The organism is Jejuia spongiicola (assembly GCF_023502325.1).
In the GTDB taxonomy this organism is placed as follows: domain Bacteria; phylum Bacteroidota; class Bacteroidia; order Flavobacteriales; family Flavobacteriaceae; genus Wocania_A; species Wocania_A spongiicola.
The window spans coordinates 328,415-341,233 of record NZ_JAMFLZ010000002.1 but is presented as its reverse complement, the minus strand read 5'-3'; the positions used below and the strand labels follow the sequence as shown (position 1 = coordinate 341,233).

General features: G+C 31.2%; 15 protein-coding genes. 11 read left to right on the top strand and 4 right to left on the bottom strand.

The features are described 5' to 3' along the window. Position 1 precedes the first annotated feature (1 nt). Genes M3P09_RS05520 through M3P09_RS05510 form a run of 3 tightly spaced genes read right to left on the bottom strand, consistent with a single transcriptional unit; the run spans position 2 to position 3,837 of the window. Positions 2 to 2,353: a TonB-dependent receptor gene (locus M3P09_RS05520; protein WP_249972335.1), complete on the bottom strand. Its 2,352-nt coding sequence runs from the start codon at positions 2,351 to 2,353 to the stop codon at positions 2 to 4. A 3-nt stretch (positions 2,354 to 2,356) separates the two neighbouring features. After that, positions 2,357 to 3,268 (bottom strand): FecR family protein, encoded by a 912-nt coding sequence (locus tag M3P09_RS05515; RefSeq protein WP_249972334.1) that lies wholly within the window; start codon positions 3,266 to 3,268, stop codon positions 2,357 to 2,359. 47 nt (positions 3,269 to 3,315) lie between these two features. Continuing rightward, positions 3,316 to 3,837: an RNA polymerase sigma factor gene (locus tag M3P09_RS05510; RefSeq protein ID WP_249972333.1), complete on the bottom strand. Its 522-nt coding sequence runs from the start codon at positions 3,835 to 3,837 to the stop codon at positions 3,316 to 3,318. Between the two features lie 112 nt (positions 3,838 to 3,949). Between M3P09_RS05510 and M3P09_RS05505 the strand changes: the two genes are divergently transcribed. The 6 genes from M3P09_RS05505 (at position 3,950) to M3P09_RS05480 (ending at position 9,376) form a co-directional block, all read left to right on the top strand. Continuing rightward, positions 3,950 to 4,372, top strand: a complete 423-nt coding sequence (locus tag M3P09_RS05505; RefSeq protein WP_249972332.1) for a thioredoxin family protein — start codon at positions 3,950 to 3,952, stop codon at positions 4,370 to 4,372. A gap of 9 nt (positions 4,373 to 4,381) precedes the next feature. Next, positions 4,382 to 5,371 (top strand): FAD:protein FMN transferase, encoded by a 990-nt coding sequence (locus M3P09_RS05500; RefSeq protein WP_430886762.1) that lies wholly within the window; start codon positions 4,382 to 4,384, stop codon positions 5,369 to 5,371. Between the two features lie 3 nt (positions 5,372 to 5,374). Continuing rightward, complete coding sequence (locus tag M3P09_RS05495) at positions 5,375 to 5,584, top strand: DUF4266 domain-containing protein (protein WP_249972330.1); 210 nt, start codon at positions 5,375 to 5,377, stop codon at positions 5,582 to 5,584. A 192-nt stretch (positions 5,585 to 5,776) separates the two neighbouring features. Further along, positions 5,777 to 7,249 (top strand): DUF3570 domain-containing protein, encoded by a 1,473-nt coding sequence (locus M3P09_RS05490; RefSeq protein ID WP_249972329.1) that lies wholly within the window; start codon positions 5,777 to 5,779, stop codon positions 7,247 to 7,249. Between the two features lie 260 nt (positions 7,250 to 7,509). Then, a complete protein-coding gene (locus M3P09_RS05485) occupies positions 7,510 to 8,826 on the top strand; it encodes a DNA recombination protein RmuC (protein WP_249972328.1) in 1,317 nt (438 codons plus the stop codon). A gap of 1 nt (position 8,827) precedes the next feature. Then, positions 8,828 to 9,376, top strand: a complete 549-nt coding sequence (locus tag M3P09_RS05480) for an acyl-CoA thioesterase (RefSeq protein ID WP_249972327.1) — start codon at positions 8,828 to 8,830, stop codon at positions 9,374 to 9,376. 8 nt (positions 9,377 to 9,384) lie between these two features. Here M3P09_RS05480 and M3P09_RS05475 read toward each other — a convergent pair whose 3' ends face one another. Then, on the bottom strand, positions 9,385 to 9,729 hold the full coding sequence (locus tag M3P09_RS05475; protein ID WP_249972326.1) for a hypothetical protein: 345 nt from the start codon (positions 9,727 to 9,729) through the stop codon (positions 9,385 to 9,387). Positions 9,730 to 9,836: 107 nt separating this feature from the next. Between M3P09_RS05475 and M3P09_RS05470 the strand changes: the two genes are divergently transcribed. From M3P09_RS05470 to M3P09_RS05450, 5 genes are read left to right on the top strand one after another with little or no spacing between them, the layout of a single operon-like run. Beyond that, positions 9,837 to 10,496, top strand: coding sequence for a sigma-70 family RNA polymerase sigma factor (locus M3P09_RS05470; protein WP_249972325.1), 660 nt, complete (start codon positions 9,837 to 9,839; stop codon positions 10,494 to 10,496). Positions 10,497 to 10,530: 34 nt separating this feature from the next. After that, positions 10,531 to 10,929 carry an OB-fold protein gene (locus tag M3P09_RS05465; RefSeq protein WP_099564225.1) on the top strand — a complete coding sequence of 133 codons (399 nt, stop codon included), beginning with the start codon at positions 10,531 to 10,533 and terminating at the stop codon, positions 10,927 to 10,929. 19 nt (positions 10,930 to 10,948) lie between these two features. After that, positions 10,949 to 11,824, top strand: a complete 876-nt coding sequence (locus M3P09_RS05460; protein ID WP_099564226.1) for a DUF5777 family beta-barrel protein — start codon at positions 10,949 to 10,951, stop codon at positions 11,822 to 11,824. A gap of 10 nt (positions 11,825 to 11,834) precedes the next feature. Then, on the top strand, positions 11,835 to 12,197 hold the full coding sequence (locus M3P09_RS05455; protein ID WP_099564227.1) for a c-type cytochrome: 363 nt from the start codon (positions 11,835 to 11,837) through the stop codon (positions 12,195 to 12,197). Positions 12,198 to 12,255: 58 nt separating this feature from the next. Then, the gene (locus tag M3P09_RS05450) at positions 12,256 to 12,801 is read left to right on the top strand and encodes a YceI family protein (protein ID WP_099564228.1); all 546 of its coding nucleotides are present in this window, start codon (positions 12,256 to 12,258) and stop codon (positions 12,799 to 12,801) included. Positions 12,802 to 12,819 lie beyond the last annotated feature (18 nt).

The window sequence follows — 12,819 nt, the reverse complement described above, 5'->3', positions numbered from 1 at the left end:
TTTAAAAAAACAATCTGAAAGAAATATTTGGTGTAAAACCTAAGGAAAAACGTTGAATAACTTGTTTTAATTCTAAGCCGCTGCCCTCATCTTCTGACCTGTAAGTTACAGAAGTTGGAGTTTTTCTGTTATAAATATTCAACATTGAAAACCCTAATTGTCCTTTCCAATCTTTATCTTCTCTTGGAGTGAAATTATAAATGGCTGAAGCATCTAAACGATGAAAAGCTTTAAGTCTTTGGCTATTTACACTTCCAAAAACGACTATATTTCCGACGGAGTTAAACGAATTTATTGGCGTTACTGGTTTACCTGTACGATACTGCCATCCTAAAGATAATTGCCAACTATCTACTTTTAAAGTATTGGATATCCTAAAGGCATGTGTGATATCATTGTTGCCAGAAAATTGACCGTCTTGGATACTTGGAAACTCAAACTTAATATCATTATAAGTATAACCAGCCCAAACTCTATAGGTATTAATCTTCTTTTTCAATAAAACATCAATACCTTTTATGAAACTGTTCCCTTGCGAAAGTTCTAATTGTGGCGTGCTAAACCCTGCTGTAAAAGAAGTGAGCCCTTCTAATTCTTTATAATAAGCATCAATATCTAACGTCCAGCCTCGTTTTTTAAACAATAAACCCCCGGAAACTTGATCGCTTTTTAACAAAGGAAAACGTTCATCAGAAAGTCGCCATATATTATTTTCTAATCGCAATTCTGTTTGACTAAATTCGACCAATTGAGAAATGGGTTGATGACGACGCTCCAAAGCTGTTTTAACTCTAAAACCTTTACTTATTGGATATTCGATAGTAATTCTAGGTTCTAAAAAAGCGCGCTTAACGCTTCCATAATGAACACCTCTCACCCCTGTACTTAAAAAACCAGCATTTCTAAAACGGTATTGATATTCAGTAAAGAAAGCATTCTTAAAATTATGCTGATCCAGTTCTTCAAATTCATTGCTTTCAGGTTCAAATACTTCTTGTTTGTCTAATAAAAAATAGACCTGCGTATTAGATAGCTGATAGCCATATTGTAATGTATGTTTCTTATCAAATGTATGTTTTGACTGCACTTCAAAACCAAAATCTGTAATTTTATTTTTTCTACTATTGGTTTCTTCAGTAACATTACCATTGATAATTTCTAAATTGGTGTAATCAGATTTATAGTGAGACAGATAGGTTTTTGCGATTAATTTATGTTGATTCGATGTATCAAAATCCCAACGCAAACTAGTACCAAAATTTTGAACTTTCTGATCATCAATACGAAGTTCTCCAGCTTTATCAAATGAAAAATCTAAAGTGTTTTGGGTTATTAAATTGCTAAAAATAATTTTATGCTGTTCAGAAGGCTGATAAATCAATTTAGCATTAACATCATAAAAGGAAAATTTGTTGGTACTTGTATCTTCTGTATAATCGTCATCGGTTTCTAAATTAATAGAACTTCCATCAGCTGTAAAAACGGGTGCTCCTGTGTTTCTAAAAATCGTTTCTGCATAGGTATTATACGTTGGACTTTTAGCGACATCGGCATAAGAACGACGAGCAAAAAGAAACAATGCTGTTTTATCATTCAATTTATTCTTAAAAAATCCATCAATACTTAAACCATCAATGCCAAGACTAGATTCGTTTTTCTCAGGAACGGTTTCACCTGTAGAAATGTCTATAATTCCAGAAATACGATCGCCGTAAGCAGCACTTGTCCCAGATTTGAATATTCTTGCTTTTTCAGTGGCATATGGATTAAAAGCCGAAAACATACCAAATAAATACCCTGTACTATATAGCTTTATATCGTCAAAAAGAATTAAATTTTGATCTGGTGTTCCTCCACGAATTTGAATATGACTTGCCGACTCATCAAGTGTACTAATGCCAGGAATAAGTTGCATACTTTGTGAAATATCTGGAGTTACCAAGCCTGGTAGTATGCCTAAATTTTTACTGGTTACATCAATTGAACCATCTTTATTTCTATCAATACCAGAAGTAACGTATCCAGAAATAACAACTTCATCTAAAACTTGATTGTATGGCGTTTTCGCTTTTGGAGTAATGATAATTTGAGATTCTGATACCTTTTTAAACTTTAATCCTGTTTGATCTTCTAGTATTACTAAAAGTTCATCCAACGTAATGTCTTTTTCTGATAATGTGATTTGTTTACCTTCAATAATAGCATTTGCAAATGAAAATATAACACCGCTTTCATTTTGAATGTCCGCAATAACAGAAGCCAAAGGTTTTTCTACATAATTGTAATTAAGTTTTTGTTGTGTATTTCCAATAGTGAACGCAAATAACGCTAAATAGAAAAGGATGTATTTCATTGTTTATTCAGATAAAATAATAACATTTCCATTTGATGCTTTTTGATATGTAACTCCCATAGGAGTTAACGTGGTTTGCAAAGCATCATTTAAATTGTTATGCTTAAAACTACCTGTAAAGATACTATTAGCATCTATAGTATTCATCTGAAATGTAATAGGATATATATGTGTTAGCTCTTCTAAAACTTTTGATAAAGGTTGTTCTACAAATTTGGATACACCCGTTTTCCAATCAGGATGTTGCTCAACAAAAGTGTCTTCTTTTATTTCTTTATCCTCAATCTTAATTTGCATACCCTTTGTTAGAATATAAGAATCTGGACTAGTTTTATTACTAACAAAGTTTATTTTGCCTTCATAACATTTTAACTCAAAATGAGTTCTATCTTTTATATTAAACACTGTCCCCAATACTTCTACTTTTCCTTTTGAAGTATTCACACTAAACCCTTTACTTTTGGTAATCGTAAAATACCCCTCTCCAGTAAAGTTTACTTCCTTATTTGCTGTCCAAAAGAATCGTTTATGAGATAAACTAGAATTCGCATTTAAGTCAATTACTGAACCATCTTCTAAGGTTACACTCATTTTTTCACCTATGCCAGTTGTGTATGTTTTTGAAGCGTTTAAAAACATGCTCAGGCTAACTATAATTACAGCAGCTGCAGTAACAGCATACCATAAGCGTATAACTTTTGGTTTCTGCTTCTTAGTGTTAATTTTTTGTTTTACAATTTTTAAAGCTGCATCTACGTCAATTATTGGTCCTTCTAATAATTGAGACTCCCTATTTATAATGCGTAGTTGTTTATAAACATCGGTTTTTTCAAAAGCCAAACGTTCCTCTTCAGAAAGTGTTCCTGCTAACCATCTTGCTAAAAAAGTATCATCTGTATCGTAGTTTTCAACCATATGCGTTCTGTCTTACTAACAAGACAATTAAAAATGTAAACACCCTATTATATTCTAATTTCGCCTCCTAAAGCATCTCGTAACTCTCGTAAAGCTTTACTCATTCTACGTTCTATAGCCTTAACTGTTAGCCCTGTTATTTCTGCAATTTCTTTGTATGTTTTTTGCTCAACTCTACTTAATAAAAATACTTCTCGTTCTTTTACTGATAATTGATTGATAGCGTTTTTAAGTTTACTTCTAAACTCATCAACTTCTATTAAAAATTCGGGGCTTTCATTATTTGTTTTTTTAACAACTGTTTGTTGATGTTTTAAAACTACTTTTTGATGCTTAACCTCATTTAAAAACAGATTATTACAAGCTTTGTAGATATAGGATTTTGCTTTAGAAAATGAAATAGTAGCACAAAGTTGCCAGAGTTTTACAAATGCATTCTGAACAATATCTTCAGCTTGTTCTAAACTTCCGCATTTATAATAAATATACTTAGTCACTGATTCATAATGCTTACGAAACAGTTGGTTATAATTTTCCTCCTCACAAATAGATGGTTCTTTTTCTATCATTATCAAAACTAAGTAATGAGCCCAAAAGTAGTTAAAGTCTAAAAAAAAATCTAAAAAAATAGGGTGTATTGTTTTTTAGGTGTCTTAGGTGTAAATAAAAAGCATACCTCAAATGAAAAACATGTTTTATTTACTGTTACTTATTAGCTGCACAAGTCTTGCTCAAGAGTGGAAAACAGATTTTGATGAAGCTATATCTATAGCTCAAAGTAAAAACCAAAATATCATTTTAGTCTTTTCGGGGTCAGATTGGTGTGCTCCGTGTATAAAATTAGATCACGACATATTTAGCACTAAAGCTTTTCAAGATTATTCAAAGGAACATTTTGTGATGCTTAAAGTAGATTTTCCAAGACGAAAAAAAAATATCTTATCGAAAGCGCAAACTGCTCACAATAATTTATTAGCTGAAACATATAATAAGAAAGGGTATTTCCCTTTGGTTGTTGTTCTAGATGAAAATGGCAAAGTATTAAAAGAATTAGGATATAAAAAAACGACTCCTCAAGGCTTTATTGATTTATTAAATAACTAATCATTTATGATGTTAAAAAAAATCACATTCTATATGTTTTTCCTGAGTGTTCTAGGGATTCACTCACAGGAAGCATATAAGCGTACCATAAAGCTGATGGGGAGTCGGTTTGACATTACAGTAGTATCGTCCACCAAGGATGAGGCCAACAAGTATATAGATTTGGCAATAACCGAAATTACCAGAATTGAAAACCTTATATCATCCTGGGGTGCTAATTCCCAAACCTCACTTATTAATAAAAATGCTGGAGTACAACCTGTAAAAGTAGATTTAGAATTATTTAACCTTATTGAAAGGGCTATTCATATTTCAAAACTTACAGATGGTGCTTTTGATATTAGTTATGCTTCTATGGATCGTATTTGGAAGTTTGATGGTAGCATGACCAAAATGCCTTCAGAAGAAGAGATTAAAAACTCAGTATCAAAAGTAGGTTACACCAATATCGTTTTAAACAAAGAAACACAAACTGTTTTCTTAAAACTGAAAGGCATGAAGATAGGCTTTGGAGCTATCGGGAAAGGCTATGCTGCGGATAAAGCAAAAGTGCTTCTAAAGGACAAAGGCGTTGTTTCAGGTATTATAAACGCTTCAGGCGATTTGAATTCTTGGGGTAAACAACCGAATGGTGAGGATTGGAATGTTGCCATAAAAAACCCATTAAATAAAAATAAAGTTTTTGCACTGCTACCTATTTATAATAAAGCTATTGTAACCTCTGGTAATTATGAAAAACGTGTCACTTTTAACGGAAAAACCTATTCTCATATTATAGATCCTAGAAGCGGCTACCCTAGTAGTGGTTTAGTAAGTGTGAGTGTTTTTGCCTCTAGTGCAGAATTAGCTGATGCGCTTGCCACCTCCATTTTTGTAATGGGTAAAGATGTTGGTTTAGACTTTATAAATCAGTTAAAATCTATTGACTGCATAATAGTTGACGAACATGGAGAAATACATTATTCGGAAGGTGTGCAATCTAAAAACAATAAAATATAGTAAATGAAGAAAATTGTAATAGTACTAATAATATTAGCAAGTTTAAGCTCTTGTGTCGCTGTAAAAGAATACGAAAAGGTAAATATAAACGATCCAGACATGAAGCTTTCCTCTATGTCTATAGAACGTTTTGAAACTAATTTTCAAGTGTATCGCGAAGCAGCATCGGGTGCCAATGGAGGAAAAACTGGTGGTGGTTGTGGTTGTAATTAAGTGATGTCCATTTTTTGCAAGCTTAGCGAAGCAAAAAATGTTGGCAGAACTTACCCTGAGCGAAGTCGAAGGGTCTCATACAAATAGGTTTAAGTAATAACGGACTTATCCAGATTGTATTAGAAACTTTTAAAACAATACCCTAAATCTAGCTCACTATTTATGATGAGTTTTTAAATAATAAACATTTACATGAAATATAGCATTCTAACAATAATCTTTTTTTGTACGTTTTTTGGGTTTTCTCAAACTAAACAAAGAGATACTTTAAACGCATACAAAAAAAGAGTTTTAGAAACCACTGAAATTGATTTTTTAATGAGTTATTACAAACAAGAAGGTAATCATGCCTCTGTAACTGGAGGTGTTGGTAATGAAGAATTAACAGATGTTACGCCCACTTTTGTAGTTGCTATCCCTTTGAATGCAGATGATATATTAACTATTGATGCAGGTATCTCTACATATACATCGGCATCATCGAGTAATTTAGACCCTTTTGATTCCAGTGGTGCTTCAAATGGTAATTATGATGACGATGATGACAATAGCAATAGCGGAAATAATAACCAAACCTCTAATGTTACAGGTAGTCCTTGGGTGGCTTCTTCAGGCGCATCAGCTCAGGATACTTGGAGCAGTATTAATGTAGGCTATAGCCATAGTTCTGACGATAGAAATACCATTTGGACTACCAATGCAGGTTTTGCTACAGAATACGATTATACATCTGTTGGTTTTGGAAGTGGTTTAACCAAGCTTTTCAATGAGAAAAATACAGAAATAGGCATAAAAGCTCAAGTGTATTTAGATACATGGAGTCCAAAATACCCAACAGAGTTAGATTCTTACATAGAAGCTGGTGAAAATTTAAATAACGGATTTTTTAATGGGATAGACATTTTAAATCAAGATGGTAATATTATTGATAAAAATTCTGTTACAGTTTGGTCTCCTTTCAATACGACGCTTATACAAAATAAATCTAGAAACTCTTATTCGCTTTCGTTTAGTTTTTCTCAAATATTAAGTAAAAATGCACAGTTCTCTGTATTCTTTGATGTAGTGCAACAAAAAGGGTGGTTGGCAAACCCAATGCAACGTGTATATTTTGGAGATCGTGCCAATTATTACATTGGTAACGCAGCAAGCATACCAAACTATACTTCTCCAACTAATAGAGACGTATTTCATTTAGCAGATGATATTGAACGCTTACCAAATTCCAGATTTAAAATTCCAATAGGCGCTCGTTTTAATTACTACATTAATGAAACAGTATCCTTACGTACCTACTATCGTTATTATTTTGATGATTGGGGCGTTAATTCTCATACGTTTAGTTTAGAATTACCTATAAAATTAAGCACAGGTAAATTCACACTATACCCAACATATCGCTTTTATAATCAAACAGCTGCTGATTATTTTGCGCCTTATGAAGCACATGTTGCAACATCAGAGTTTTATACATCAGATTACGATTTATCCAAGTTTAATAGCAGTCAATATGGCTTAGGATTGAGATATACCGACATATTCACAAAGTTTAAAATTTTCAATTTCGGTCTTAAGTCATTTGATGTAAAATATAGTATGTATGATAGAAGTGATGGATTAAAAGCTGGTATTATATCTACAGGCTTTAAGTTTGTGTTAGACTAGAATAACAAACTCAAATCAAATAGTTATGAAACTTATTTATAAGAAAAAAGCAAAACAACCCAATAAACGTTATAGAAGATTAGTCCCTTTTATTTTGCTTTTAGCAATAGCACAATTGATCTGGATTTTACTTCATACTTCCCAATAAATGTATCTAATATATAGTCTTTTTATCATAGTGCTAGTTATCTCCTTTATTTTATGAAGGAGTTTTTTTTACTTCGGTCTAAAAAATTATCTTTGGCTATATTTCTTTCTAAATGAACGATAGTCTTATTCTTACCATATCCATTTTAATTTCGTTAGCTATTGGAGGCTATTTAGGCATTCTTTTTACTAAACTAAAAAATAAAAGCGAACAAAGCACATTTAAAGAACGTCAAAACCAAATGGGTTTAACTATTGAAGCTTTAAAGCAAAATTTAACTAAAATAGAAACTGAACGAGAAGAGATTCGCAGAGAAAAAGAGTTTTTAAGTACTGAATTAGCAAGAAGAAATACAGAATACGAAAACTTACAACAATTAAGTGCAAAACGTGATGCAGAAATTGAAGAACGTCAAGAACAACTACGCAAGGATTTTGAGTTGTTAGCCACTAAAATTCTTGATGAAAAGTCTGAGAAATTCACGCTTCAGAATAAAGAAAACATCAAAAATATTTTAAATCCACTTCAAGAAAAAATTAAAGTTTTTGAAGAAAAAGTAGATTTAACTCAGAAAGAAAGCATCAGTATGCATTCAGCTTTAAAAGAGCAATTATTGGGTTTGAAAGACCTTAACCAACAAATGACTAAAGAAGCTACCAATTTAACCAGAGCTTTAAAAGGAGATAGTAAAATGCAAGGTAATTGGGGCGAATTGGTTTTAGAACGTGTTTTAGAAAAATCTGGTTTAGAGAAAGATAGAGAATATTTTGTTCAGCAAAATTTTACTAGAAAAGACGGTTCTCGTGTTTTACCCGATGTAGTTTTAAACCTTCCAGATGGTAAAAAAATGATTATTGACAGTAAAGTATCATTAACAGATTATGAGCGTTTAGTTAATGCAGATGATGATGACAAGTTACCATTTTTAAAAGCCCATGTTAATTCTATTAGGAAGCATGTGGACCAGCTTTCAGATAAAAATTATCAAGATTTATATGATATTGAATCTCCAGATTTTGTACTCATGTTTATCCCTATAGAACCAGCATTTGCAGTTGTTGTAAATGAAGATAATAGTATTTACAACAAAGCTTTTGAAAAAAATATTGTTATAGTAACTCCTTCTACTCTTTTAGCTACTCTTCGTACTATAGATAGCATGTGGAATAATGAAAAGCAACAACGTAATGCCATTGAAATAGCAAGGCAAGCTGGTGCTTTGTATGATAAATTTGAAGGTTTGGTAACCGACTTGACAGGAGTAGGAAAAAAAATAGATGCCGCTAAAAGTGATTATTCGTCTGCCATGAATAAATTAGTTGAAGGCAGAGGAAATTTAATAACAAGCGTTGAAAAACTTAAAAAAATGGGAGCTAAAGCAAAAAAATCACTCCCAGAAGCCATTATTAAACGTGCAGAAGAAGATTAAAATGTTTAAAAATATAAAAGATTCTCAAATTACAATTTCTGAGCTTATGCTTCCATCCCACTCTAATTTTAGTGGTAAAATTCATGGAGGTTATATTTTAAATTTAATGGATCAAATTGCTTTTGCTTGCGCATCAAAGCACTCTAGACATTATTGTGTAACTGCATCTGTTAATAAGGTAGACTTTTTAAATCCTATAGATGTAGGCGAATTAGTTACGCTTAAGGCCTCAGTTAATTATACTGGAAGAACATCTATGGTTATTGGTGTTAGAGTAGAATCTGAAAACATACAAACAGGAGAAAAAAAGCATTGTAATTCCTCATACTTTACTATGGTAGCTAAAGATGAAAATGGAAATAATGTTCCTGTACCTGGAATTATTTTAAACTCAAAAGAATCTATCCGAAGATTTTCAAGAAGCATAACAAGACAGGAACATGCAAAAAATAGGTCTAATGATTTTAATTCTTCAGAATTTCAAATTAAAGATTATTTACATCTTATAGAAAATAAAAATGCTAAAATTGAATTTGATGAAAATCATTAATTGAAACGTTAACTGGATAGTTTAGCCAAAACATAAGCTGCAATTGCCATAACTAAATCTCTTACCGCTACATCTAAATAATTCCCACTTAAAATAAGTGTTAAAGCTATTAACGTTAGCCACCCAGATACAATAAAAGCCCCAATCTTGGTTTTAAAAAAAACAAGCACCCCTGCTACTATTTCGATAATTCCAACAATAATCATAAAAGTTGGCGCATCAAAGGGTAATAACTCTTGAAATCCAGACCCTAGATATTGACTCCAATCTACCAAAATATTTGTAAATTTATCTAATCCTGCCACTATAGGCACTAAACCAAAGGTGTACTTTAGTAATGTTATTTCATTCATAATTTCGTTATTTAAGTTAATATGTGCCTTTGATACTTAAATCTTAAAATAGTTACAAAATTTTGTAACTATTTATTCATTTTCACATCAAAAGGGAAATAACAGACATGAAAGCCATAAAAATAAGCGACTATAAAGACAAAAAGATTCATGATTTTGATGTTATTAAAAAAGTCTTAGTTGGAGAAAAAGGACTTTATGAAATTTTAATGCGGAGGAATAATCAAAAACTTTACAGAGTAATTCGGTCCTATATAAAGGATGAAGATCTCATTAAAGATATTATGCAGAACACCTATATAAAGGCCTATGAGAAGCTTTATCAATTTAATAAGAAATCGGAATTCTCAACCTGGCTGATTAGAATAGGAATAAACGAAGCAATACATGTACTAAGGTCTAAACAAAATAAACTTTTTATTCACCCAAACACGAGTAGTAATAAATTATTTATAGAAGAGTCAAAAAATATGAATCCAGAGCACAATATTATTCAAAGAGAAGCTAAATGGGTTTTAGAAAAAGTTATTGATCAACTTCCTGAAAAATATAAAGTTGTTTATATATTAAGCGAGGTTGAAAACATGAAAATTAAAGATATCAGTGATTGTGTTGGTATTTCAATAAACAATGTAAAAGTTAGAACGCATCGCGCTAAGCAAATGCTAAAAGAAAACCTTTATAAATTATCGCAAAAACCAAATGTATTTGAGTTTGGATTTGAAAAATGTGATCGTCTAGTAAATAATGTAATTAAAAATATATAACTTCGACTATAATTAACATTAACCTCAACTTAAAATGGCAAGTAAAAAAAGTAAGCGCAACTGGTTAATTTTATTGATATTTTTGGCTTTGTCTGCCATTATTGGGTATCAATATATATATCAAGATCATAGAAATATTGAAACAGAAAAAGCTGAATTTGCTTTAACATCGCAAACTATTAGTGATGAATTTAAGCTTGATGTCCTTAAATCTGAAAAAAAATATCTTAATCAAACAATTGAAATTTCGGGCACTATAACTGAAGTTAATAAAAATGATTTAACTTTAAACGATATAGTTTTTTGCCAATTTAACACCTCTGTAAATCAGTCTATAAAAGTAAATTCGGCAGTTAAAATAAAAGGCCGTTGCATTGGATATGACGATTTGTTAGAGCAAGTTAAACTAGATCAGTGCACTTTTATAAAATAATTTAAAAAAATTTTTATTAATGAAAAACCTAATATTATTTTTTATTTGTATCCCTACTCTAATCTTTTCTCAAAATGATTTATTAGACGAAATAGATTCTGAACCTACAGGCCCACAATATGCAACTGCAGCATTTAAAGGTTTAAAAATTGTAAATTTCGAATCAACAAAACTTGTAGCAAAAAAAGAATTAACCTTTATAGTTGCTCATAGATTTGGTAGCATAGAAAATGGTTTTGACAGTTTCTTTGGTTTAGATGATGCTGTAACACGATTAAACTTTGTATATGGAGTTTCAGACGGTTTTAATATTGGTGTATCTAGAAGTTCTTTCCAGAAAATTTATGAATTTTCAGCAAAATATAGACTATTAAGGCAAGTTGAAAATGGTTTCCCTTTTACCGTCGTCGGGCATAATTCATTTTTAATAAACACTGCTTTAGAAAAAGACAACTTACCATTATTAGAGTTTAAGCATCGTTTAGGATATACAGCTCAATTACTAATATCAAGAAAAATAAGTACTGACTTTTCAGTAGAATTAGCTCCAACTTTTTTTCATGACAACCTAACGTCATCATTTTACGATCAAAACCAAGTAAAAATTAGCGAACAAGATAATTCTCAATTTGCTTTAGGTTTTGGTGGTCGTTATAAGTTAGGTAAGCGATGGTCTCTAAACATGGATTATGGTTGGCATTTAAATAGAGATGATAATTCTCCATTTAAAAACCCTTTATCTATAGGCTTAGATTTAGAAACTGGTGGACATGTATTTCAAATGCATTTCACCAATGCCCAGGGCATGAACACCAATACGTTTTTAGGTCAAGGCACAGGAGATTGGAGCGATGGTGATATATATTTTGGATTTAACTTAAGTAGAGTTTTTTAACCCAACAACTATGAAAAAAATATTAACAATATCTGTCTTTTTATCATTTGTTCTTTTAGCATGTACAAGCACTAGCACTGATGATTTAATTGATGCTCAGCCTTTACCAACATTGGTTACTTATAATGATGTAAAATCAATAATGGATAACAATTGCATATCTTGCCATAGTAACCCTCCTACAAATGGAGCTCCTATTTCGTTAACAACATACAATGAAGTAAAAAATGCAGTTCAAATTAATGGGTTAATTGGTCGAATTTCAAAACAAGCGGGTGAGTCTGGCGCTATGCCTGCTGGTGGTCCAAGATTGCCTCAAAACCTTATTGATCAAGTTATTAAATGGCAAACTGATGGCTTATTGGAACAATGATTGCTAATACAACTATAAGTTAGCTTCAATTGATCTTATCATAAAAAAATCATTACTTATGAAAAATATAATATACTTATTGTTTTTAATTAGTTTTAGCATTACCGCTCAAACTAAATATTTTACTAAAACAGGAACTGTAAATTTTGAAGCTTCTGTACCATCTTTTGAAGAAGTTAGAGCTTCACATAATGTTGTTACTGCTATAATAAATACTGATAATGGAGAGCTTGCGGCATTAGCTTTGGTAAAAGGGTTTCGTTTTAAAAATGCTCTTATGGAAGAGCACTTCAATGAAAATTATGCTGAATCTGACACCTATCCTAAAGCAACTTTTAGAGGGAAAATATCGAATTTTTCATTAGATAAATTAAATAAGGAAAAGCAAAAATTTATAATTAATGGACAATTAACTTTTCATGGAAAAACAAAACAGCTTGACAATACAACTGTTGAAATAGCTATAAATGATGATATCATAATAATATCTGGAAGTTTTACTGCTAGTGCTTCAGAGTTTGATATAGATATTCCTAAAGTAGTGCGAAGTAAAATAGCAAGTAATATTGATGTATCTTTTAGTTTTAACCTTAAAAAGAAATAATTTTTTCACAAAAAAAAA

What these genes read in the sequence shown, in the direction of transcription:
- M3P09_RS05520 (WP_249972335.1), bottom strand. Translation starts at nt 2,353, where the DNA reads ATGAAATACATCCTTTTCTATTTAGCGTTATTTGCGTTCACTATTGGA.
- M3P09_RS05515 (WP_249972334.1), bottom strand. Translation starts at nt 3,268, where the DNA reads ATGGTTGAAAACTACGATACAGATGATACTTTTTTAGCAAGATGGTTA.
- M3P09_RS05510 (WP_249972333.1), bottom strand. Translation starts at nt 3,837, where the DNA reads ATGATAGAAAAAGAACCATCTATTTGTGAGGAGGAAAATTATAACCAA.
- M3P09_RS05505 (WP_249972332.1), top strand. Translation starts at nt 3,950, where the DNA reads ATGAAAAACATGTTTTATTTACTGTTACTTATTAGCTGCACAAGTCTT.
- M3P09_RS05500 (WP_430886762.1), top strand. Translation starts at nt 4,382, where the DNA reads ATGTTAAAAAAAATCACATTCTATATGTTTTTCCTGAGTGTTCTAGGG.
- M3P09_RS05495 (WP_249972330.1), top strand. Translation starts at nt 5,375, where the DNA reads ATGAAGAAAATTGTAATAGTACTAATAATATTAGCAAGTTTAAGCTCT.
- M3P09_RS05490 (WP_249972329.1), top strand. Translation starts at nt 5,777, where the DNA reads ATGAAATATAGCATTCTAACAATAATCTTTTTTTGTACGTTTTTTGGG.
- M3P09_RS05485 (WP_249972328.1), top strand. Translation starts at nt 7,510, where the DNA reads ATGAACGATAGTCTTATTCTTACCATATCCATTTTAATTTCGTTAGCT.
- M3P09_RS05480 (WP_249972327.1), top strand. Translation starts at nt 8,828, where the DNA reads ATGTTTAAAAATATAAAAGATTCTCAAATTACAATTTCTGAGCTTATG.
- M3P09_RS05475 (WP_249972326.1), bottom strand. Translation starts at nt 9,729, where the DNA reads ATGAATGAAATAACATTACTAAAGTACACCTTTGGTTTAGTGCCTATA.
- M3P09_RS05470 (WP_249972325.1), top strand. Translation starts at nt 9,837, where the DNA reads ATGAAAGCCATAAAAATAAGCGACTATAAAGACAAAAAGATTCATGAT.
- M3P09_RS05465 (WP_099564225.1), top strand. Translation starts at nt 10,531, where the DNA reads ATGGCAAGTAAAAAAAGTAAGCGCAACTGGTTAATTTTATTGATATTT.
- M3P09_RS05460 (WP_099564226.1), top strand. Translation starts at nt 10,949, where the DNA reads ATGAAAAACCTAATATTATTTTTTATTTGTATCCCTACTCTAATCTTT.
- M3P09_RS05455 (WP_099564227.1), top strand. Translation starts at nt 11,835, where the DNA reads ATGAAAAAAATATTAACAATATCTGTCTTTTTATCATTTGTTCTTTTA.
- M3P09_RS05450 (WP_099564228.1), top strand. Translation starts at nt 12,256, where the DNA reads ATGAAAAATATAATATACTTATTGTTTTTAATTAGTTTTAGCATTACC.